Annotated in this window: 22 protein-coding genes; 5 read left to right on the top strand and 17 right to left on the bottom strand. The window is 52.1% G+C overall.

Features of this window, described 5'->3' with window-relative positions; translation table 11 throughout:
• Window positions 1-17 precede the first annotated feature (17 nt).
• The 6 genes from pgpA to nrdR form a co-directional block, all read right to left on the bottom strand.
• On the bottom strand, window positions 18-536 hold the full coding sequence (pgpA, locus tag OGX98_RS07640; protein WP_045440507.1) for a phosphatidylglycerophosphatase A: 519 nt from the start codon (window positions 534-536) through the stop codon (window positions 18-20).
• Window positions 514-1491: a thiamine-phosphate kinase gene (thiL, locus tag OGX98_RS07635; RefSeq protein WP_045440505.1), complete on the bottom strand. Its 978-nt coding sequence runs from the start codon at window positions 1489-1491 to the stop codon at window positions 514-516. The genes pgpA and thiL overlap by 23 nt, the downstream gene beginning before the upstream one ends.
• A 77-nt stretch (window positions 1492-1568) precedes the next feature.
• Window positions 1569-1988, bottom strand: coding sequence for a transcription antitermination factor NusB (nusB, locus tag OGX98_RS07630; RefSeq protein ID WP_045440503.1), 420 nt, complete (start codon window positions 1986-1988; stop codon window positions 1569-1571).
• A 19-nt stretch (window positions 1989-2007) separates the two neighbouring features.
• Window positions 2008-2478, bottom strand: a complete 471-nt coding sequence (ribH, locus tag OGX98_RS07625) for a 6,7-dimethyl-8-ribityllumazine synthase (protein ID WP_045440500.1) — start codon at window positions 2476-2478, stop codon at window positions 2008-2010.
• Between the two features lie 86 nt (window positions 2479-2564).
• On the bottom strand, window positions 2565-3668 hold the full coding sequence (gene ribD / locus OGX98_RS07620; protein ID WP_263525770.1) for a bifunctional diaminohydroxyphosphoribosylaminopyrimidine deaminase/5-amino-6-(5-phosphoribosylamino)uracil reductase RibD: 1104 nt from the start codon (window positions 3666-3668) through the stop codon (window positions 2565-2567).
• Window positions 3669-3671: 3 nt separating this feature from the next.
• A complete protein-coding gene (nrdR, locus tag OGX98_RS07615; protein WP_003021571.1) occupies window positions 3672-4121 on the bottom strand; it encodes a transcriptional regulator NrdR in 450 nt (149 codons plus the stop codon).
• Between the two features lie 152 nt (window positions 4122-4273).
• Between nrdR and OGX98_RS07610 the strand changes: the two genes are divergently transcribed.
• Both OGX98_RS07610 and OGX98_RS07605 read left to right on the top strand, forming a co-directional pair.
• Entirely contained in the window at window positions 4274-4813 is a 540-nt protein-coding gene (locus OGX98_RS07610; RefSeq protein ID WP_286595072.1) for a SadB/YajI family lipoprotein, read from the top strand.
• 298 nt (window positions 4814-5111) lie between these two features.
• Window positions 5112-5990, top strand: coding sequence for a nucleoside-specific channel-forming protein Tsx (locus OGX98_RS07605; protein WP_045440493.1), 879 nt, complete (start codon window positions 5112-5114; stop codon window positions 5988-5990).
• Window positions 5991-6064: 74 nt separating this feature from the next.
• Here OGX98_RS07605 and OGX98_RS07600 read toward each other — a convergent pair whose 3' ends face one another.
• The 7 genes from OGX98_RS07600 to queA all read right to left on the bottom strand — a co-directional run bounded on the left by OGX98_RS07600 (window position 6065) and on the right by queA (window position 12911).
• Window positions 6065-6757, bottom strand: a complete 693-nt coding sequence (locus OGX98_RS07600; RefSeq protein WP_045440491.1) for a helix-turn-helix transcriptional regulator — start codon at window positions 6755-6757, stop codon at window positions 6065-6067.
• Between the two features lie 24 nt (window positions 6758-6781).
• Complete coding sequence (locus tag OGX98_RS07595; protein WP_045440489.1) at window positions 6782-7147, bottom strand: VOC family protein; 366 nt, start codon at window positions 7145-7147, stop codon at window positions 6782-6784.
• Between the two features lie 300 nt (window positions 7148-7447).
• Window positions 7448-8419, bottom strand: coding sequence for a protein translocase subunit SecF (gene secF, locus OGX98_RS07590; protein WP_045440487.1), 972 nt, complete (start codon window positions 8417-8419; stop codon window positions 7448-7450).
• A 10-nt stretch (window positions 8420-8429) separates the two neighbouring features.
• Window positions 8430-10277, bottom strand: a complete 1848-nt coding sequence (gene secD, locus OGX98_RS07585) for a protein translocase subunit SecD (protein ID WP_071828898.1) — start codon at window positions 10275-10277, stop codon at window positions 8430-8432.
• A gap of 27 nt (window positions 10278-10304) precedes the next feature.
• The gene (yajC, locus tag OGX98_RS07580) at window positions 10305-10637 is read right to left on the bottom strand and encodes a preprotein translocase subunit YajC (RefSeq protein ID WP_002890398.1); all 333 of its coding nucleotides are present in this window, start codon (window positions 10635-10637) and stop codon (window positions 10305-10307) included.
• Window positions 10638-10659: 22 nt separating this feature from the next.
• The gene (gene tgt / locus OGX98_RS07575; protein WP_045440480.1) at window positions 10660-11787 is read right to left on the bottom strand and encodes a tRNA guanosine(34) transglycosylase Tgt; all 1128 of its coding nucleotides are present in this window, start codon (window positions 11785-11787) and stop codon (window positions 10660-10662) included.
• 53 nt (window positions 11788-11840) lie between these two features.
• Window positions 11841-12911 (bottom strand): tRNA preQ1(34) S-adenosylmethionine ribosyltransferase-isomerase QueA, encoded by a 1071-nt coding sequence (gene queA, locus OGX98_RS07570; protein WP_045440477.1) that lies wholly within the window; start codon window positions 12909-12911, stop codon window positions 11841-11843.
• Between the two features lie 295 nt (window positions 12912-13206).
• On the opposite strand from queA, the gene acpH reads away from it, so the two are divergent.
• Together acpH and OGX98_RS07560 are read left to right on the top strand one after the other, a co-directional pair.
• Complete coding sequence (gene acpH / locus OGX98_RS07565; protein ID WP_286493170.1) at window positions 13207-13788, top strand: ACP phosphodiesterase; 582 nt, start codon at window positions 13207-13209, stop codon at window positions 13786-13788.
• A 203-nt stretch (window positions 13789-13991) separates the two neighbouring features.
• Window positions 13992-14594 carry a peroxiredoxin gene (locus OGX98_RS07560; RefSeq protein WP_045440472.1) on the top strand — a complete coding sequence of 201 codons (603 nt, stop codon included), beginning with the start codon at window positions 13992-13994 and terminating at the stop codon, window positions 14592-14594.
• Between the two features lie 81 nt (window positions 14595-14675).
• Here OGX98_RS07560 and OGX98_RS07555 read toward each other — a convergent pair whose 3' ends face one another.
• From OGX98_RS07555 to OGX98_RS07545, 3 genes are read right to left on the bottom strand one after another with little or no spacing between them, the layout of a single operon-like run.
• Window positions 14676-16544: an amidohydrolase gene (locus OGX98_RS07555; protein ID WP_045440469.1), complete on the bottom strand. Its 1869-nt coding sequence runs from the start codon at window positions 16542-16544 to the stop codon at window positions 14676-14678.
• A 21-nt stretch (window positions 16545-16565) separates the two neighbouring features.
• Entirely contained in the window at window positions 16566-17111 is a 546-nt protein-coding gene (locus OGX98_RS07550; RefSeq protein ID WP_045440468.1) for an antibiotic biosynthesis monooxygenase, read from the bottom strand.
• Window positions 17112-17160: 49 nt separating this feature from the next.
• Entirely contained in the window at window positions 17161-17802 is a 642-nt protein-coding gene (locus OGX98_RS07545) for a hydrolase (RefSeq protein ID WP_045440467.1), read from the bottom strand.
• Between the two features lie 273 nt (window positions 17803-18075).
• Between OGX98_RS07545 and OGX98_RS07540 the strand changes: the two genes are divergently transcribed.
• Window positions 18076-18978: a LysR family transcriptional regulator gene (locus OGX98_RS07540; RefSeq protein WP_045440465.1), complete on the top strand. Its 903-nt coding sequence runs from the start codon at window positions 18076-18078 to the stop codon at window positions 18976-18978.
• On the opposite strand, the gene malZ is transcribed toward OGX98_RS07540, so the two are convergent.
• Window positions 18972-20789, bottom strand: a complete 1818-nt coding sequence (malZ, locus tag OGX98_RS07535) for a maltodextrin glucosidase (protein WP_286595068.1) — start codon at window positions 20787-20789, stop codon at window positions 18972-18974. The genes OGX98_RS07540 and malZ overlap by 7 nt on opposite strands.
• Window positions 20790-20947 lie beyond the last annotated feature (158 nt).

Raw genomic sequence — 20947 nt, 5'->3', positions numbered from 1 at the left:
GGCATACCTGTTCACTCTCAGAACAGCCCAATCGGCCAGTGATGCCCGATAAAATAGAGGATCCCAGCAGAAAGGATCCCGGCCACAATATCATCAATCATGATCCCCGTACCGCCATGCACGTTACGATCGAACCAACGAATCGGCCAGGGTTTCCACATATCCAGAATACGAAAGATCACAAATCCGCCGGCAACCCACTGCCAGTCATTGGTCGGCAGCGCCATCAGGGTTATCCACATCCCGACAAACTCGTCCCAGACAATGCTGCCGTGATCGTGCACACCCATATCTTTCGCCGTCTGATGGCAAAGATAGACGCCGATGCAGATCGACAGCATGACAACCAGAGAATAGAGCTGCCACGGCAGAAACGTCATTAGATACCAAAATGGGATCGCCGCCAGCGATCCCATGGTGCCCGGTACAATGGGACTCAACCCACTGCCAAATCCGGTGGCCAGCAGGTGCCACGGATTGCGCATACTCAAACGGCTTTTTGCGACATCTTTTTTAAGGCGTGGCAAAATGGTCATATCCTTTCCAGTCAAAAGTGACAGGCTTGCCGTCACGCGTAAAGTGAATGCCTTCCACGTCAGCACTCATCTGTCCGATGCAGGTAAATGATGCGCCCAGATGCCCCAGCGCCACGTCCAGGGCGCCACGGTTTATTTCCGGTACTGTAAAGCATAACTCATAATCTTCACCACCCGAGAGCGCCCAACGCAACGCCTGTTCAGGCTCAACGCATTGGGCAAGCGCTGTCGAATATGGCAAGGCATCGACGTTAACCCGTGCGCCACAGCCACTGGCATTGACGATATGCCCCAGATCAGAAATCAGACCATCAGAAAGATCGATTGCCGCACTCGCCAGGTCGCGCAGGCCCTGGCCCTGCAAAATTCGTGGCGTTGGTCGCAGATGCCGCTTAAGCAAATAGTCCGCATGTTTTGCATCTGCAACCTGTAAATGGTGCTGCAAAATCGCCAGCCCTGCAGCGCTGTCGCCTGGCGTACCGGTCACGTAGATCCAGTCTCCTGGCTTCGCACCGGAGCGTTTTAAGGCCCGTCCTACCGGGACGTAGCCATGGATACCCAACGTCATCGACAATGGCCCACGCGTGGTGTCACCGCCAATCAGTTGCATATCATAATAATTGAGGAGTTCAAACAGGCCATCACTGAAGGCTTCGAGCCAGGCTTCATCGACGTCAGGCAAAGTGAGCGCAAGCGTTAGCCATGCAGGATCAGCCCCCATCGCAGCCAGATCACTCAAGTTCACTGCCAGCGCTTTCCAGGCCAGATCGGTGGGATCGATGTCAGGAAGGAAGTGATTACCCGCTACCAGCGTGTCAGTACTGATCGCCAGGGTTTGTTTATCAGGGATATTCAGGAGTGCGCAATCGTCACCAATACCGGTTTCGACATCAAGACGAGAGCTTCTAACACGGTCAAAATAACGGGCAATCAGGGAGAATTCGCCACATGCCATACGTTATGCCTCAGCAGGAAAAAAGAAAAGGCCGGCGACAGCGGAAATATAATTCCGCTATCCTACCGGCCTGGAGATCACTTTTTGTTGGGGCGAATCGCAGGTGCTGCTTTATCCAGTACGCCGTTAACGAATTTATGGCTATCTTCAGCGCCGAAGGTTTTCGCCAGTTCAATCGCCTCGTTGATGGCCACTTTATACGGCACATCACTACGTTTAGACAGTTCAAACAGCGCAATACGCAGCACGGCTTTTTCTACCTGACCCAGCTCTTCCAACAGGCGAGACAGGTAAGGCTTCATTAGTCCATCCAGGTACGCGCTGTTAGTCGCCACCCCGGACAGCAGTTCACGGAAATACAGAACGTCGACATCTTTTACGTCCTGTTCCGCCAGGAACTGGTATTCAACATCAGCGATGTCGTTCTGGGACAACTGCCAGGAGTAGAGCGCCTGGACGGCACACTCACGGGCGCGGCGACGAGCAGCAGGTTTCACGGATTTCCCCTTACAAAAATCAGGCCTTAATGGCTTTCAATACATTAATCATTTCAAGTGCAGTCAGTGCAGCTTCTGCGCCTTTGTTGCCGGCTTTAGTGCCAGCGCGTTCAATGGCTTGTTCAATACTTTCGGTGGTCAGAACACCGAAGGCTACCGGAATGCCACTGTCCTGAGCGACATGCGCCAGGCCATTGCTTGCACCGCCAGCCACATATTCGAAGTGTGCGGTACCGCCACGAATCACCGTGCCTAACGCAATCACCGCGTCGTATTTACCGGTTTTTGCCAGCGCACCTGCCGCCAGCGGCAGCTCATACGCGCCTGGAACCCAAACGACGGTAATGTTTTCATCTTTAACCTGACCAATACGTTTCAGGGCGTCGATCGCACCTTCCAGCAGGCTGTCATTGATAAAGTTGTTGAAACGCGCAATGGTGATGGCGACGCGAGCGTCCGGGGTAGCAACGTTAGCTTCAATAATGTTCATATTCTTCCTTCGGATTCACTAGACCCCGCAGGGGGGCGGATTTTATCATAATAATCTGTGCGCTGCTTCCCTTTCGAACCGGGAGATCATGCGCCCACTAAATGCAGGCAAAGGTCCGGACCTACATGGCGTATCTCATTGAATTTGAAATGGGGGGCATCAGCCAGTTTCTCAAGTCCTGGCAGCACACATAATCCTCGTGCATCGCTCCCTAACAGTTTAGGCGCAACATAGATGATTAGCTCATCAACCACTCCGGCCTGTAATAACGCGCCCGCAAGCGTCGGGCCAGCCTCAACCCAAATGCTGTTAATTTGTTGCTTGCCTAGTTGCATCAGCAGCACCACCAGGTCCAGATGCCCGTTATGTTCAGGAATCTTCAGGCTACGAACCGCCTCCGGCCAGTTGCGGGGATCGTCATGAGTACGGGCAATCCAGGTTTCTCCCGGCTGCTGCACAATACGATGCTCCGGCGTCACCTGGTTTTGGCTATCAAGGACAATGCGGATCGGCTGACGCAGATTTTCTTGCGGATAGAGAGCCTGGGTTGACTCCCCCAACTCCTCCCAACGGACGGTAAGCTGAGGATCGTCCGCCAGTACCGTGGCGCTGCTGGTCAAAATGGCATGGTTTTGTGCGCGCAGGCGCTGCACATCGCGGCGCGCCTCGGGCGAAGTTATCCACTGACTTTCGCCGCTGGCCATCGCAGTGCGGCCATCGAGCGATGCGCCAAGCTTAAGCTGCACATACGGGAATCCTGTACGCATCCGCTTGAGGAAGCCTTTATTAAGTTGTTCAACCTCACTCATCATCAGCCCGTGGCTGACGTCAATGCCCGCCTGTTGCAGGCGATAAAGCCCGCGCCCAGCGACCTGCGGATTGGGGTCCTGCATGGCGGCCACAACTCGCGTCACGCCTGCGGCGATCAGCGCATCACAGCACGGCGGAGTCCGACCATGGTGGCTGCAGGGTTCCAGCGTAACGTAAGCCGTTGCGCCTTTTGCTTTCTCACCCGCCATCCGCAACGCATGAACTTCAGCATGCGGTTCACCTGCGCGATGATGATAACCTTCACCGACGATCTCGCCATCTTTAACAATCACACAGCCTACGTTGGGGTTGGGATGTGTGGTAAAACGTCCGCGCGCAGCAAGCTTCAGCGCTCGCGCCATGTAAAATTCATCCTGCATGGCTTAGTCCTGTAGGCGAGCAATCTCTTCGCCAAATTCTTTGATATCTTCAAAGCTCCGGTAGACCGAGGCAAAGCGGATGTAGGCGACTTTATCGAGCTTTTTCAGTTGCTCCATCACCAGGTTACCGATCATCTTGCTCGGAACCTCACGTTCGCCTGTCGCGCGCAGCTGGGATTTTATATGGTTTAACGCCATTTCGACGTCATCAGCGCTAACAGGTCGTTTCTCAAGTGCTCTGAGCATACCGCTACGCAGTTTTTCCTCATTAAAAGGTTCACGCACATCATTGCTTTTTACAACGCGCGGCATGACAAGTTCAGCCACTTCAAAAGTGGTAAAACGTTCGTTACAGACCAGACACTGCCGGCGGCGGCGTACCGAGGAGCCCTCGCCTACAAGACGAGAGTCAATTACCTTAGTGTCTACGGCGAAACAGAATGGGCAATGCATACGGCGTCCTGACCAGGTGGTTAACAGAAATCTATTTTACCCTGAACTGGCGTGACAACAAAGGCAGAGCGCTTTTGAGATAAAGGATCGATGCCTTCGTGCTCTTTGCACACTACCATTATGCTATCGCGACAATAAAGGAAGTAACCTACATGACAAGACGTTACCTAAGAATTCTCCTGGTGGGAAGTCTCTTTAGTCTTAGCGCCTGTGCACAGCAAAGCGAAGTACGCCAAATGCATCAAAGCGTCAGCACGCTGAGCAAAGAGATGACACAGCTTAATCAGGAAACGGTGAAAATAACGCAGCAGAATATGTTGAATGCAAAATCCACCAGTGGCGTCTATTTACTACCGGGTTCCAAAACCCCCGCCCGACTGAACAGTCAGATCGGTACGTTACGCATGTCACTGGTGAATATTGCACCAAATGCAGACGGTACGCGCCTGACATTACGTATTCAGGGCGAATCCGACACCCCTTTACCCGCTTTTAGCGCCACCGTAGAGTACGGGCAAATTCAGGGCACCACGGACAACTATCAGGAGGTGAATGTTCAGAACCAATTGATAAACGCTCCGGCAAGTATTCTTGCACCCAGCGACGTAGACATTTCGTTACAGCTTAATGGCCTGTCTCCGGAGCAATTAGGGTTTGTACGCATCCACGACATCCAGCCTGTGACACAATAAACTTTTTTGCGGAACGTTTTGTGCGTTCCGCAACATCACCAGCCTTCATTTTGTTACTCCTCTGACATCATCGAGATTTTTAGTAAAACTTGGCAACATTCATGGGAGCCAGTACAATTCGCCGCCTAAAGTACGCAAACGTGAACGCAATCGATTACGTAAATGATAGAACTGTGAAACAAGACATATTTTTGTGAACAATGATTTTTATAATAGGCTCCGAAGAAATACGAAATATTTAGAAACGCAAATTGCGCCTTTTTCACTCCCGAAAGGGATTTCAAACAGTGGCATACATATGAAAAAAACATTACTTGCAGCCGGTGCAGTACTGGCGCTCTCCTCGTCCTTTACTGCTAATGCGGCAGAAAATGACAAACCGCAATATCTTTCCGACTGGTGGCATCAGAGCGTTAACGTAGTAGGTAGCTACCACACCCGTTTCGGACCACAGATCCGTAACGATACCTATCTGGAATATGAAGCTTTCGCTAAGAAAGACTGGTTCGACTTCTATGGTTACATGGATGCGCCAGTCTTCTTCGGTGGTAACACCGATGCGAAAGGTATCTGGAACCACGGTTCCCCGCTGTTTATGGAAATTGAACCGCGTTTCTCCATCGACAAACTGACCGGTACTGATCTGAGCTTTGGTCCGTTCAAAGAGTGGTACTTCGCCAACAACTATATCTACGACATGGGTCGTAACAAAGATGGCCGTCAGAGCACCTGGTATATGGGTCTGGGTACCGACATCGACACTGGCCTGCCGATGAGCCTGTCCATGAACGTATACGCTAAGTATCAGTGGCAGAACTACGGTGCAGAAAATCAAAACGATTGGGATGGCTACCGTTTCAAAGTGAAATACTTTGTGCCAATTACCGAACTGTGGGGTGGTAACCTGAGCTACATTGGTTTCACTAACTTTGACTGGGGTTCCGATCTCGGTGATAAGAGTGCTTATGCTGAGAATGGTATTAAACAGCGTACTAACGACTCTATCGCCTCCAGCCACATTCTGGCACTGAACTACGACCACTGGCACTATTCCGTCGTCGCTCGTTACTGGCACAACGGCGGTCAGTGGAACGATGACGCTGATCTGAGCTGGATGAAAGAAAACGTTCGTTCTACCGGTTGGGGTGGCTATCTGGTTGTCGGTTACAACTTCTAATTTTGCCTGATACCGGGCGGCACTGCGCCGGCCCGGAGACCAGCATGTTAAAGCCAGCTTAACCGCTGGCTTTTTTATGGCTTATCGTCACAGCGAACTTTACGCAAAAAGTCGCTTAGCGAACGTCCGGTATCCTCACGAAAATGCCTGTCCACAGGGGTAACGCAGAGACAACGATCAACACGAAAACAGCGATAATCCTCACGCCTTTCACACCATGCAACCAGTAGCCAGTGCTCTCCCCAGAAAAATAACCCCAGCGGCTGCACATCTCGCCAGGAGAGTTGCCCGGCTTCGTCACGATAATGCAGTGCCAGAACCTGTTGGGTAGATACAGCCCGGTGTATAAGATCAAATGTGCTACGAGAATGTAATTGAGTTCCAAAGTCAGGGGCAAAAATACGCGTCTGTTCTGCCCTGCGACGACTCTCTTCTGGCAGGATCGCCAACACTTTTTCCTGCGCCGATTCCAGCTCCCGCGAGAGCGAATCACCGCCCCAGGTTTTCAGTAATCGGATTGCGACCATCAGTGCTTCTGACTCACGGTGAGTGAGCATTAAAGGTGGCAGATCAAATCCTGCCATTAAACGGTACCCGCTGCCCGCCTCCCCTTCAACAGGCACGCCGGATATTGATAAATCGCAGATATCGCGGTAGATCGTGCGAGGAGAAACCTCGAGCCGCTCCGCCAGATGCGCCGCCGTTGTCAGCCTCCTGCCACGCAGGATCTGTACAATCTGAAATAAACGGTCAGCGCGCCTGGTCATCTTAACCCTCTGTATTTAGAAATATTATGCAGGCTGGTGCAAGCCAACGCGATTACCTTCACTATCGGTAAATAACGCAATCGTGCCAATATCCTGCCCCAGCTCAAGTGGTCCAAACACACACTTACCACCCGCTGTTTCGACACGCGCAAGCGTAGCCGGGAGATCGTCCGTATGCAGATAAATAATAGCGCCCTGCTGCGAAGGCGTAATACCATCAAATTTAGCCAGTGCGCCACCGGGGGCTGGGTCCTGATGCGGGAACACTGCCAGCTCAGCACAATCCATATTCTCCCGACGCAGCGAAACCTGCATCACCGGTTCATAAAAAGCAATGGCACGATCCATTTCCGCTACCGGGATTTCAAACCAGTTAATCACGTTATTCATACATCCTCCTGCCTTTGTGGGTAATCTCAGAAGGACTATAAAACAGGACTACTGACAGCATACTGTCAGTAGTGTTTGCAAAAAGGGCCAAAAGTTTCCCTCTGGCCCGTTTCGGGCGCATGTTGCCACGCGGCGACAAGGCCAACGGAGATCAAGCCCCGCAACACTGTGCCTCACCGGGTCACCCCAGCTTGGGGCGATTCTACTCCACTCGCTAATATCCACACGAAATCAGCGTGCTACAGGCAAAAAAAATCCCGACCTTGCGATCGGGATTCCAGCTTTTACGCGCAGCTTCGGTTACGGCAGAATAGACGGCTGATCCGCCCCTTCTTTCTCGACCTTCTGCTGCAGCATGTGCTCGCGCTTCATACCCAGCTTCAACGCCAACGCCGATGCTACGTAGATAGACGAGGCAGTACCGATGGAGACACCGATAAGCATGGTCAGCGAGAAGCCTTCCAGCACCGGACCACCAAAGAGGTACAGCATCAGAATAACCACTAACGTCGTACCGGAGGTGATTAACGTACGGTGCAACGTCTGGGTCAGTGACACGTTAAAGATTTCGTAAGGCGTACCGCGACGGATTTTGCGGAAGTTTTCACGAATACGGTCAGATACCACGATACTGTCGTTTAGCGAGTAACCAATTACCGACATCAACGATGCGACGATTGTCAGGTCAATCTCGATATGGAACAACGACAGGATCCCTAAGGTGATAATCACGTCGTGCGCAAGGGAAATCACGACCCCAGCGGCCAGTCGCCACTCAAAGCGGAAACCGACATACACAAGGATGGAAATCAGCGCCACCATCAGCGCCATCGCACCGGTTTGCGCCAGATCAGCACCCACGCTGGGTCCGACGAACTCGATACGTTTCACAGCGGCATTCTGGTTAGTTGCTTCGTTAATTACACTCAGCACTTTACTACCCAGTACCTGCCCGCCGTTTTCACCTTCAGTTGGCGGCATACGAACCATAATGTCGTGGCTACTACCGAAGTTCTGCAGCAGCGGCTCAACGAAACCCGCTTTCTCCAGCGCATCGCGCATCACGTCCATTTCCGCTGGTTTTTCCAGCGTGATTTCAATTACCGTACCACCAGTAAAATCGAGCCCCCAGTTAAATCCGCGTACGCCCATCACCACGATGGCCGCAATCAGCAGAAAACCAGAGATGCCGAAAGCCCAGTAGTCCCAGCGCATAAAGTCGATGACTTTACGGCCGTGGTTCAATTGTTCAACAGTATATTCCTGTGCCACATCGCACTCCTCAGATTGACAGCTTTTTGACGCGCTTGCCGCCATACAACAGGTTTACGATGGCACGTGTACCGACGATCGCGGTGAACATCGACGTCGCCACACCAATACCGGTAGTAATCGCGAACCCTTTAATTGCCCCAGTACCGACTGCATACAGGATCAGGACCTTAATCAGCGTCGTAATGTTCGCATCGAAGATGGAACTGAACGCGCCCGCATAGCCCTCGTTGATCGCCTGCTGTATCGAACGTCCGTTGCTCAACTCTTCTTTGATACGTTCGTTGATCAGTACGTTCGCATCGACCGCGACGGCAAGGGTTAAGACGATCCCCGCAATACCCGGCATACTTAGCGTGGCACCCGGCAGCAACGACATGATACCGACGATCAGTACCAGGTTGGCAATCAGCGCACTTGTCGCAATCAGGCCGAACTTCTTATAGAAGAAGATCATGAACAGGATAGAAACCACCAGACCAGCCAGACAGGCTTCCAGACCCTGCTTGATGTTCTGCATACCCAGAGTCGGGCCGATAGTCCGTTCTTCAACAATCTGAATCGGCGCAATCAACGCACCGGCACGCAGCAGCAGCGACAGCTGACGCGCTTCGTTCGGGTTGTTAATTCCAGTGATACGGAAGCTGTTACCCAGGCGAGACTGGATGTTGGCGATGTTAATCACCTCTTCCTGTTTCACCAGCATCGCACGGCCGTTGGCATCTTTTTTACCGCTGTCTTTGTACTCGACGAACAAGGTCGCCATCGGCTTACCGATATTGTCCTTGGTAAAGTTAGACATGATGTTACCACCCGCGCTATCCAGCGAGATGTTAACCTGCGGTTGGTTATACTCATCCATGCTCGACGTGGAGTCGGTGATATGGTCGCCGGTCAGGATCACGCGTTTATACAGCACAACTGGCTGTCCTTCGCGGGACTGTTTCACTTCTGAGTCGCCCGGTACGCGCCCGGATGCAGCAGCAGACTGATCAACGTTGGTATTTACCAGACGGAATTCCAGCGTAGCAGTCGCACCCAGAATTTCTTTCGCACGCGCGGTGTCCTGAATACCAGGCAGTTCGACCACAATACGGTCAGCGCCCTGGCGTTGAACAACCGGCTCAGCGACACCCAGTTGGTTAACACGGTTGCGCAGAATGTTAATGTTCTGCTGTACCGCGTATTCACGAGCTTCGCTCAAACGCGCATCAGTCATCACCGCACGCAGCGCATTGCTGCCCTGGCTTGAAATCACCAGATCCTGATGACGCTTGCTCAGGTAAGAGATAGCCTCGTCACGGGCTTTGCTGTCACGGAAGGTGATGCTCAGACCGTAGTTATCTTCTTTACGAACGGTAGTATAAGGAATGCCTTTTTCACGCAGGTCGCTGCGCAGGCTGTCGATATTTTGTTCCTGCAGTTTACCCAGCGCGGTGTCCATATCCACTTCCATCAGGAAGTGAACGCCGCCACGCAGGTCAAGACCGAGTTTCATCGGTTCTGCGTGAATAGCAGCCAGCCAGCGTGGTGTTGCCGGAGCAAGGTTAAGCGCCACGACATATTGATCACCCAGCACGCCCAGCAGCACTTCACGTGCGCGCAGTTGGGTATCGGTGGAGTCGAAGCGCGCAAGAATAGCGCCCTCTTCCAGAGCCACAGACTTAGGTGTAATTTTTTCTTCTTGTAACGTTTTCTGGACCTGGATCAGCGTTTGCTCACTGGCGGCGGCACCGCGCACGCCAGTGATTTGAACAGCCGGATCCTCACCATACAGGTTGGGAAGTGCGTAAAGCAGGCCGACGATAATCACGACGACCAGCATGATGTACTTCCACAAAGGATAACGGTTTAACACGGCAGTTCCCTTCGGGAAAACAATAAATTACAGCGCCTTCATCGTGCCTTTCGGCAGAACGGCAGCTACGAAATCACGTTTGATAACCACTTCAGTGGTGTCGTTCAGCGCGATAGCGATGTAGCCAGTTTCTGCTACTTTGGTCACGCGACCGACCAGGCCACCGTTAGTCAGCACTTCATCACCTTTGGCAATGGAGTTCATCAGGTTTTTATGTTCTTTGGTGCGTTTCTGCTGTGGACGCAGGATCATGAAATAGAAAATCAGACCAAACACCACCAGCATCAGAATCAGAGACATCGGGCTGCCCTGCGCCGGAGCACCTGTTGCCGCTACCGCATCAGAAATAAAAAAGCTCATTCAAATTCCCTCATTATTAAAATTAATCAACGTTCAAAGGTGGAACAGGTCGACCCTGACGTTGGTAAAAATCGGTCACGAAGCTCTCTAATTTACCCTCTTCAATAGCCTTGCGTAAACCCGCCATCAAGCGCTGGTAGTAACGAAGGTTATGAATCGTATTGAGTCGCGCGCCTAATATTTCGTTGCAACGGTCAAGATGATGCAAGTAGGCGCGTGAATAATTGCGACAGGTGTAGCAATCGCACTCGGCATCGAGCGGACTGGTGTCGCTTTTATGTTTCGCATTACGAATTTTTACCACGCCGTCAGTCACAAACAAATGACCATTACGGGCATTTCGTGTTGGCATCACGCAGTCAAACATATCAATACCACGACGTACACCTTCAACCAGATCTTCTGGTTTGCCGACGCCCATCAGGTAGCGAGGTTTATCTGCCGGAATCTGCGGGCAAACATGCTCCAGAATGCGGTGCATATCTGCTTTCGGCTCACCCACAGCCAAACCGCCGACAGCGTAGCCATCAAAGCCGATATCTACCAGACCTTTGACAGAGATATCACGTAAATCTTCGTAAACGCTGCCCTGAATGATGCCAAAAAGCGCATTTTTGTTGCCGAGCCCGTCAAAACGGTCACGGCTACGCTTCGCCCAGCGCAAAGACATCTCCATCGAGCGTTTAGCATAGTCCCAGTCAGCCGGATAAGGAGTACATTCGTCGAAAATCATCACGATATCGGAACCGAGATCGTATTGGATCTCCATCGACTTTTCTGGATCAAGGAAAATCGGATCACCGTTGATCGGGTTGCGGAAATGCACACCCTGTTCGGTAATTTTACGAATGTCGCCCAGGCTGAAGACCTGGAAGCCGCCGGAATCGGTGAGGATTGGCCCTTTCCACTGCATGAAATCATGCAAATCGCCATGCAACTTCATGATTTCCTGACCCGGGCGCAGCCACAGGTGGAAAGTGTTACCGAGAATAATTTGTGCACCGGTAGCTTCAACTTCTTCCGGCGTCATGCCCTTCACGGTGCCGTAAGTACCAACCGGCATAAAGGCTGGCGTTTCTACTACGCCACGATCAAAAACCAGGCGGCCGCGGCGAGCGCGACCGTCTGTGGTGTCCAGTTCAAATTTCATTTTAACTCCTGCGTCAGAAAAACAGTCTGACGTTAAACACTCATGCCGGGGATTTACTCCCCGACACGCTCGGAAATAGCTTGCGGATTGTACGTGATAAACATGGCATCCCCGTAACTAAAAAAGCGATATTCCGCTTTTACGGCTTCATGATAGGCGTTCATGGTGTTTTTATAGCCCGCAAACGCTGAAACCAACATAATCAATGTTGATTCAGGTAGATGGAAGTTAGTCACCAACGCATCGATCACTTTGTACTGATAGCCTGGGTAAATAAATATTTGCGTATCGCCAAAGAATGGCTCAATCAGGTCGTTTTTAGCCGCCTGCGCCGCGCTTTCCAGCGAGCGAACCGAGGTCGTCCCCACCGCAATAACACGATTACCGCGTGCTTTCGCCGCCAGCACCGCGTCGACCACATCCTGCGGCACTTCCGCATATTCGGAGTGCATGATGTGATCTTCGATGGTGTCGACACGCACCGGCTGGAACGTCCCCGCGCCAACGTGCAGCGTCACGAACGCCATCTCAATGCCTTTATCGCGCAGTTTTGCCAGCAACGGATCGTCAAAGTGCAGACCAGCAGTCGGCGCCGCCACGGCACCGGGTTTTTCACTGTAGACCGTCTGATACAGTTCGCGGTCGGCATCTTCGTCAGGGCGGTCGATATACGGCGGCAGTGGCATATGGCCGATAGCATTCAGGATGTCCAGCACGCTGCGCTCGTCGTCAAACTCCACTTCGAACAGTGCGTCATGACGGGCAACCATTGTCGCTTTAATGCTTTCATCGTCGCCCAACAACAATTCAGCACCCGGCTTCGGCGCTTTAGATGCGCGAATATGTGCCAGAATACGTTTATCATCCAGCATACGCTCGACCAGCACTTCAATCTTGCCGCCGCTGGCTTTACGGCCAAACAGACGCGCCGGAATTACGCGGGTGTTGTTAAAGACCAGCAAATCTCCGGGGTTGAGCTTGTCGAGCAAATCAGTGAAAGTACCGTGTGTCAGCGCGCCAGTCGGCCCATCCAGTGACAGCAAGCGGCAGCTACTGCGCTCTGCCTGCGGATAGTGGGCAATCAGGGATTCGGGTAGTTCAAAGGTGAAATCGGTAACGCGCATGACACTGACTCAGACTAAAATAAGAGGCGGGTAGTCTAGTGCCGGGGCGCTTTCCCTGCAACCTTTACCCCTCAAGATGAGTGACATAATCTATACGCAAAATCATTCAAGATGCATCGAGGCGGCAACTGAATGAGTCCCCAGGCGCTTACACTAGTAAGTGACTGGGGTAAGTGACAAATCTGTAGGGAACAGATTTGAACGTCGCGGAGCGGCGGTCCGTATGGGCGAGTCTCATGGATGAGACGAGTAACTCAGCAGCCAACAAAGGGGCAGTTTGAAGGATGAAGTGGATATGAATTTTCTAGCACACCTGCACTTAGCCCATCTTGCCGACAGCTCGCTTTCTGGCAATTTACTGGCCGATTTTGTTCGGGGGAACCCGGAAGCCAGTTTTCCACCTGACGTGGTGGAAGGCATTTTTATGCACCGTCGTATCGACGTAATGACCGATAACCTGCCTGAAGTGCGTGAAGCCCGAGAGTGGTTTCGCCGCGAGACTCGCCGCGTCGCGCCTATTACGCTGGATGTCATGTGGGATCACTTCCTGTCGCGTCACTGGTCAGAAATATCACCGGACTTCCCGCTCGCGGCCTTTGTCAGCTACGCCCACACGCAGGTTGCCACTATCCTGCCTGAATCGCCGCAGCGCTTTGTGAATCTGAACAACTTTATGTGGTCAGAGAAATGGCTGGAGCGCTATCGTGATATGGACTTTATTCAGAATGTCTTAAACGGCATGGCCAGCCGCCGTCCAAAACTCGACGCACTGCGCGACTCCTGGTATGACCTGGATGCACATTACGATGCCCTGGAAGCACGTTTCTGGCAGTTTTATCCGCGCATGATGGCGCAGGCCAGCAGCAAGGCTCTTTGATTGCCTGATGGCGCTACGCTTATCAGGCCTGCCTGTTGTATCAGGGGTTGCAGACCGGATAAGGCGAAACCGCTATCCGGTAATGCATTGATAGCCAAAACCTGTCTCATTGATTGCCAGCGCCTCTTTGTCTTATTCCCGAACAGTCTCTATACTGGCCCGCGTTGCGTTCCAAAAACCCCTTAACTTTGCAGGAGAATTATATGGTACTGGTAACTCGTCAGGCTCCGGATTTCACAGCAGCTGCGGTACTGGGTAGCGGTGAGATTGTTGAAAACTTCAACTTCAAACAGCATACCAACGGTAAAACCACCGTTCTGTTCTTCTGGCCAATGGACTTCACCTTCGTTTGCCCGTCAGAACTGATCGCGTTCGACAAACGTTACGAAGAATTCCAGAAACGCGGCGTTGAAGTCGTTGGTGTTTCTTTTGACTCTGAATTCGTCCACAACGCATGGCGTAACACCCCTGTCGACAAAGGCGGCATTGGTGCAGTGAAATACGCAATGGTTGCTGACGTTAAGCGCGAAATCCAGAAAGCCTACGGCATCGAGCACCCGGAAGCGGGCGTTGCTCTGCGCGGTTCTTTCCTGATTGACGCTAACGGCGTTGTTCGTCACCAGGTTGTAAACGATCTGCCGCTGGGTCGTAACATTGACGAAATGCTGCGTATGGTTGACGCGCTGCAGTTCCACGAAGAGCACGGTGACGTTTGCCCGGCTCAGTGGGAAAAAGGTAAAGAAGGTATGAACGCGTCTCCGGACGGCGTTGCAAAATACCTGACCGAAAACGTATCCAGCCTGTAATAGGCTAACGTTTAGCAAAAAGGCTCGCGCAGGCGAGCCTTTTTTGTTGCCGGATGGCGGCGAAGCGCCACCGGGCAATGATTAAAACGCGAAACAAGAACAACCCAGCACGCCCCAAAACGCACGATCGTCTGACACAGGGATCCCCGATTTACGCGCCATATCGTGCTGATGTCCGTGAACGCCACAGCTACCGCAACACTGATGCATCTGGACCATAGCACCAACTTTCGCAGTAGTAGGTGGCGCAGAGCGATAATGCCCCGGAACGTTTACCACTGGCGACCAGTCAGGGACAACAGGGATCGCAGGCGGTGCCAGCGGCGTGAAATGCCCGGCAGCATAAACGACTTTGCCATCAACAATGGTCATCACCGACTCAATACCTTTGATCTCCTCTTCCGGTACGCTGAAATAATCTTTTGATAACACCACCAGGTCGGCAAGTTGATCTTTTTCAATGTGACCTTTCTTACCCTGCTCGCTGGAGAACCAGGCACTGCCTGCGGTCCACAGTTCCAGCGCCACATCGCGCGCCAGTCGGTTGTTATCGTCGTACATCGCCATCCCGCCGACAGTACGTCCGGAAACCAGCCAGTAGAGCGCCGTCCACGGGTTGTAACTTGCCACGCGGGTTGCGTCGGTCCCCAGTCCAACCGGAACATCAGCCGCCAACATTTTTGCTACCGGTGGCGTATGTTTAACCGCATCTTTTCCATAGCGATCGACAAAATACTCGCCCTGGAACGCCATCCGATGCTGAACGGCAATACCGCCACCCAGCGCTTTTACGCGCTCAATGTTACGTTCGGTAATCGTTTCTGCGTGATCGAAGAACCAGTGCAGGCCGTTGAACGGAATATCACGATTCACCTTCTCAAAGACATCCAGCATCCGGCTGATGGACTCATCATAGGTTGCATGCAGACGGAACGGCCAGCGATGTTCCACCAGGTGGCGGACGACACGCTCCAGCTCATCCTCCATGCCTTCAGGTAAATCCGGGCGCGGTTGCAGGAAGTCTTCAAAATCCGCCGCCGAGAAGACCAGCATTTCCCCTGCTCCATTAGCACGATAAAAATCAGTCCCTTGCCCTGGTTTGAGCATATCGGTCCAGCGTTCGAAATCTTCCAGTTCCTGCTTAGGACGCTGGGTAAACAGGTTGTAGGCAATACGGACCGTCATCTGCTTATTGGCATGTAGTTGCTCGATAATTTCATAATCTTCCGGGTAATTCTGAAAGCCGCCGCCGGCGTCAATGGCGCTGGTGAGCCCAAGTCGATTTAGCTCTCGCATAAACTGACGGGTGGAATTAACCTGCATTTCCAGCGGAAGTTTTGGTCCTTTCGCCAGCGTAGAGTAGAGGATCATAGCGTTCGGTTTGGCGATCAGCATCCCCGTAGGGTTACCATTGCCATCGCGAACAATTTCTCCCCCTACCGGATCCGGCGTTGCTTTGGTGTAACCGACCGCTTTTAGGGCCGCGCGATTTAGCAACGCCCGATCGTAGAGATGCAGCACAAATACCGGTGTATCCGGCGCGGCTTCATTGAGTTCTTCCAGCGTCGGCATACGGCGTTCAGCGAACTGAAATTCACTCCAGCCGCCTACCACGCGAACCCATTGCGGCGAGGGTGTTCTGTCAGCCTGATCTTTAAGCATACGTAGCGCATCCGCCAGCGACGGCACACCTTCCCAACGTAACTCAAGGTTGTAATTCAACCCTCCGCGAATGAGATGCAGATGTGAGTCGTTTAAACCTGGGATCACTGTATGACCTTTCAGATCAATAATCTGTGTCCCATCAGTCGCAAAATTCATGATCTGATCATGAGAACCGGTCGCCAGAATTTTTCCATCTTTAATCGCCACGGCGTCCACCTGAGGGCTTTGGCGATCAAGAGTATGGATTTTCCCGTGAGTCAGAATAAGTGTTGCAGTTTGAGACATAACAATCTCCTGAGAAACCGGTCAGGCTTTTTTCAGCCAGCCGGCAAACAGACGGGTTACGATAGGCATCCAGAACCAGACCACCAGCGCAACCACACAGGCATCATTAATCAGATGCAGGAGCAATGATCCCTTCATTGAGGGCAGCACGATGCCGGTCAGCCACGGCACCAGATTGGTGCTGGGAAAAATCACCAGCAGAGTTATCAGGAACTGCTTCCAGCGTTTAGGCTGGCGAACATGTGATGCAGGCGGGGTAAACCAAAATGCCGCTTCCGTACGAATCTCGGTTTTGTCGCCCTCCGCCAGCAATGGCGCGATCTCCTCGACCAGCGCACGGCGCGTATCAGACTGGGTCCAGTTATACAGATGCTCGACGGTGTCAAAGCGGATAATAATGTTCCACAGGTTTTGTCCGTCGGTAGGGCGAATGACGTTAGCGCCAAGATGACCAGGAAACTCTGCGGCCACTGGCATGATTTTCCCCAGCCACTGCTCATACCGCTGCGCCTGGTCAGGCCGCAAGGTGTGAGTAATCACCAATGTCACATGTTTATTCTGCGCCATGAAGGGTTCCTTGCTGAAGGATAATGGCGGGATTGCCCCGCCAGCGGAATTAAATCTTACGTTCTGGTGCACCATGTACCATGGTATAGGCATAATCCACGCCCATACCGTACGCACCGCTGTGTTCACGCACCAGGTCCATCACCGCGTCGTAAGTCTCTTTACGTGACCAGTCGCGTTGGTACTCCAGCAGCACCTGCTGCCAGGTAACAGGTACCGCACCCGCCTGCACCATACGATCGATAGAACGTTCATGAGCATCCACGGATGTACCGCCGGAAGTGTCGGTGACCACATACACTTCATAACCCGCTTCCAGCGCCATCAACGCCGGGAATGTCAGGCAAACTTCGGTCCACAGTGCGGAGATAATCAGTTTTTTACGCCCGGTCGCTTCCACTGCTTTAACAAAGGCCGCATCTTCCCAGGAGTTCATTGAAGTACGCTCGATAGGCTTGACATCAGGATGAACAGCTAACAATTCCGGCCAGATATATCCGCTAAAACTTTTCGTTTCAACCGAGGTATAAATCACTGGAACATTAAATATTTTTCCGGCTTTGGCTAATGCTACAGTATTATTTTTCAACGTCTGGCGATCAATATTCGCCACACCAAATGACATTTGCGGTTGATGGTCAATAAAAATAAGCGTTGAGTTTTGTGGGTCAATCAGTTCCCGAATAGACATAGCACACCTTCTTAATCAATGAGTTAAAAGGCAACGGTCTGTAACTGCCGTCAGCAGCAGGATCCTGAATCAGAAAGCTTGTTGAGTATAGCGGGAATTTTCTAACGAGTTATTAAAGAAAACTTATCATCGAGTGATGATAATAATTTTGTCTTGAGATATATCTCAATCATCATCAAAAAAATGCGAATGTCTTATCTAATTTATTCACTGGCATTGTTTTTCTCTATTCTGTAAAAATGAGGTGTTTAATTTTCAGGATATATTCAGCTTATGCGCATCAATCTGGACGTTCTGCTCATCCTCGACGCACTCGACAGGCATGGTTCATTTGCTGCCGCTGCCGAATCACTGTTTAAAACCCCTGCCGCACTCAGCTATATGATTCAGAAGCTGGAAAACGATCTGAATATCGAATTGCTCGACCGTTCCGGGCATCGGGCAAAATTTACCGATACCGGCCTGATGATGCTGGAAAAAGGACGTTTGCTCCTCAGCGCTGCCAAAGACCTCGAAAAACAGGCGTTACAACTGAGCGCTGGCTGGGAAAAAGAGCTGGCAATTGCGCTGGATGCCTCCTTCCCCTTCGCCGCACTGGTGCCGATTATCGAAGCTTTTTACGCACTCAATAAACAAACTCGCCTCAACTTTACTCACCACACGCTGGCAGGTTCCTGGGAAGAACTCACCCATAACGGAGCGGATATTATTCTGGGCGCTATTAATGAGCCACCAACATCAGCGGCCTGGTCTTACAAAATGCTCGGCACGCTGGATAATGTGTTTGTTGTCGCACCCGGGCATCCACTGGCAGCGGCATCGGATAGTTTAACCAATGAACAACTGTGCCTGCACCGGGCGATAGTCATCAGCGACAGCGCCCGCTATTGTCATCCGTTACAAAGCAACCTGATGGATGAACAGGCGCAGATTCGTGTCGATGATTTCCACAGTAAAGTGATGTTACTGCGGGCGGGAACCGGTTGCGGATTTCTCCCACGCCACATCGCAAGCCCATGGTTAGCCACAGGCGAGCTGGTGGAAAAACCCGTGTTGTCTTTTCGTCAAAAAGACGTCGCCTATATGGCGTGGCGCAATAGCAATGACGGACTGGCGCAGCGCTGGTGGCGGGAAACGCTGCTGACCAGTGAGGAGATTGCGCGTTTGTATCAATGACACATCCAGATTGAGGCAGAAATCGCAGGTAGCGTCAGAATATCATCCGCGAGCTGGCCTTTGCCTTCTTTGTGCAGCCATTGGCTGGCATTGAGCAATGGCGAGGCTGGCAACACCACTTCACAGGCCTGGCCACGATTGATTGCTACCAGCACGCGCTGTCGGTTTAGTACTCGCACAAATACCACCACGTTATCCTCTGCGTAAATCACCTGACAACCGCCGTGGCGTAGCGCCTGACTCAGATGACGCATTTTAGCCAGCCGCTGATACAACGCCAGCAGGTCAGAATCCTGTTTGTCCTTCTGCCATGGGAACGGCTTGCGGCAAAACGGATCGTTATTACCGTCCAGCCCAACTTCATCACCGTAGTAGATACAGGGAACCCCCGGCCAGGTAAACAACCAGACTACCGCCAGAGGCAGGCGCGCGACATCTTTACCTAGCAGCGATTTAAAACGGGCCGTGTCGTGGCTGTCGAGCTGATTGAACATACGCAGTTGCTGCTGATGTGATAAACCTGCACGATAGTTATCCATCCACGCCATACAGGTTCGGGCATCAATAAACTGCGGATCGTAAGAGATATCGGTATTGGCAAGAAATCCCCATATGGGAAAGGTAAAGCCACGATAGTTCATCGCGGCATCTTCAGCATCAGCCTGCAACCACTGACGCGCATCACCGAAATGTTCGCCAACAATGTATGCTTCTGGCTGAGTTTCTTTAGCCGCCTGCGCGATCCCGGCAACATGCTGGAGGTTATTGCGCGCACCACCGGCTTCACCCAACATGTGTACGACATCAAGCCGCCAGCCATCCATATTCCATGGTGATTTTAACCAGTGACGGACAATGCTGTCTTCGCCGCGATAGATTTCATTCACCAGGCTTTCAGATGCAAAGTCCAGTTTGGGCAGGCTTGAATACCCCAGCCAGTCCAGCGCGACGCCTTCCGTTGAAAAATGGTACCAATCGCGCCAGGGGGAATGTGGGTTATGGCATGCTCCTTCCGTTCCCCGACTATGCCGGTCAAACCAGGCGTGCGAATCGCCGCTGTGGTTAAATACGCCGTCCAGAACCAGCCGCATTCCCTGCGCCTGTGTATTGTGTCGCAGGCGCAGTAACGCCCTGTCGCCACCAAACTGTGGATCAACATGACGATAATCTTCAGTATCGTACTTATGTACGCTTGGTGCGGTAAACACCGGGTTCAGATATAGCGCGGTTACACCCAACGTTTTCAGATAGGGCAGTTTCTCACTGATACCGTCCAGATCACCGCCATAGAACGTGGAACCGCCAGCCTGCGCAGTCAGCGGCTCATCCCACTCACGCTGCACAATATCCTGTCCTGCTGCATGGTGGTAATAAACGTTGTTCTGATACGCTTCACGTGACTGGCTACGTGCAAAACGGTCCGGGAAAATCTGATAGAAAATCTGATCGGCCACCCATTGCGGTCCGTTATCCGGCACATCCACGGCGAACTGTTCCAGACGTGCTGGCGGAATACGGCTGAATCCCTGCGGGGTAAACCACAGCTGACGATCAAGCCACAACAATTTAAAGCTATAACGCCGACGAGGTTGACCGCTGGAAAGATCGATTGCGGCTCGCCACGCAGTAACGCCAGGCTGAGGCTGGCTGCGCTGCTTACGCATAATCAGCGAAATCTCTTCGTTATCATTTTCCGCGCGTAGCGTTATACGTTGGGGAGGATTATCTCCCGCCAGCCATAACGTAATCGTCAGTTGATCTTTGTTTTGTTTAACAAATGGGGCAACCGGAAGGTGCCAGGCGTTCAACATCACGTATCCCCTTTGATGAAAATGAAGCCACCTTGCCATAGCGAAGTGCAGGATCACTCATCATCTTAACGTTTATTGGGGGAGGAGTTCGGGGGAGGAGATTTCGCCGGATGGCGCTACGCATCTTTGGCCTACACACTCTCGAGTAGGCCAGATAA

The sequence above is a fragment of the Citrobacter sp. Cm046 genome (assembly GCF_030333065.1).
Taxonomy (GTDB): domain Bacteria; phylum Pseudomonadota; class Gammaproteobacteria; order Enterobacterales; family Enterobacteriaceae; genus Citrobacter; species Citrobacter murliniae.
This window is presented reverse-complemented; position numbering and strand designations above follow the sequence as displayed.

Excerpts from the sequence above, each read along its gene's own strand:
- yajC (WP_002890398.1), bottom strand. The coding sequence starts at position 10,637 with ATGAGCTTTTTTATTTCTGATGCGGTAGCGGCAACAGGTGCTCCGGCG.
- OGX98_RS07610 (WP_286595072.1), top strand. The coding sequence starts at position 4,274 with ATGACAAGACGTTACCTAAGAATTCTCCTGGTGGGAAGTCTCTTTAGT.
- acpH (WP_286493170.1), top strand. The coding sequence starts at position 13,207 with ATGAATTTTCTAGCACACCTGCACTTAGCCCATCTTGCCGACAGCTCG.
- OGX98_RS07600 (WP_045440491.1), bottom strand. The coding sequence starts at position 6,757 with ATGACCAGGCGCGCTGACCGTTTATTTCAGATTGTACAGATCCTGCGT.
- OGX98_RS07595 (WP_045440489.1), bottom strand. The coding sequence starts at position 7,147 with ATGAATAACGTGATTAACTGGTTTGAAATCCCGGTAGCGGAAATGGAT.
- queA (WP_045440477.1), bottom strand. The coding sequence starts at position 12,911 with ATGCGCGTTACCGATTTCACCTTTGAACTACCCGAATCCCTGATTGCC.
- OGX98_RS07540 (WP_045440465.1), top strand. The coding sequence starts at position 18,076 with ATGCGCATCAATCTGGACGTTCTGCTCATCCTCGACGCACTCGACAGG.
- malZ (WP_286595068.1), bottom strand. The coding sequence starts at position 20,789 with ATGTTGAACGCCTGGCACCTTCCGGTTGCCCCATTTGTTAAACAAAAC.
- OGX98_RS07545 (WP_045440467.1), bottom strand. The coding sequence starts at position 17,802 with ATGTCTATTCGGGAACTGATTGACCCACAAAACTCAACGCTTATTTTT.
- ribD (WP_263525770.1), bottom strand. The coding sequence starts at position 3,668 with ATGCAGGATGAATTTTACATGGCGCGAGCGCTGAAGCTTGCTGCGCGC.
- ribH (WP_045440500.1), bottom strand. The coding sequence starts at position 2,478 with ATGAACATTATTGAAGCTAACGTTGCTACCCCGGACGCTCGCGTCGCC.
- tgt (WP_045440480.1), bottom strand. The coding sequence starts at position 11,787 with ATGAAATTTGAACTGGACACCACAGACGGTCGCGCTCGCCGCGGCCGC.
- pgpA (WP_045440507.1), bottom strand. The coding sequence starts at position 536 with ATGACCATTTTGCCACGCCTTAAAAAAGATGTCGCAAAAAGCCGTTTG.
- OGX98_RS07560 (WP_045440472.1), top strand. The coding sequence starts at position 13,992 with ATGGTACTGGTAACTCGTCAGGCTCCGGATTTCACAGCAGCTGCGGTA.
- OGX98_RS07550 (WP_045440468.1), bottom strand. The coding sequence starts at position 17,111 with ATGGCGCAGAATAAACATGTGACATTGGTGATTACTCACACCTTGCGG.
- OGX98_RS07605 (WP_045440493.1), top strand. The coding sequence starts at position 5,112 with ATGAAAAAAACATTACTTGCAGCCGGTGCAGTACTGGCGCTCTCCTCG.
- nrdR (WP_003021571.1), bottom strand. The coding sequence starts at position 4,121 with ATGCATTGCCCATTCTGTTTCGCCGTAGACACTAAGGTAATTGACTCT.
- thiL (WP_045440505.1), bottom strand. The coding sequence starts at position 1,491 with ATGGCATGTGGCGAATTCTCCCTGATTGCCCGTTATTTTGACCGTGTT.
- OGX98_RS07555 (WP_045440469.1), bottom strand. The coding sequence starts at position 16,544 with ATGTCTCAAACTGCAACACTTATTCTGACTCACGGGAAAATCCATACT.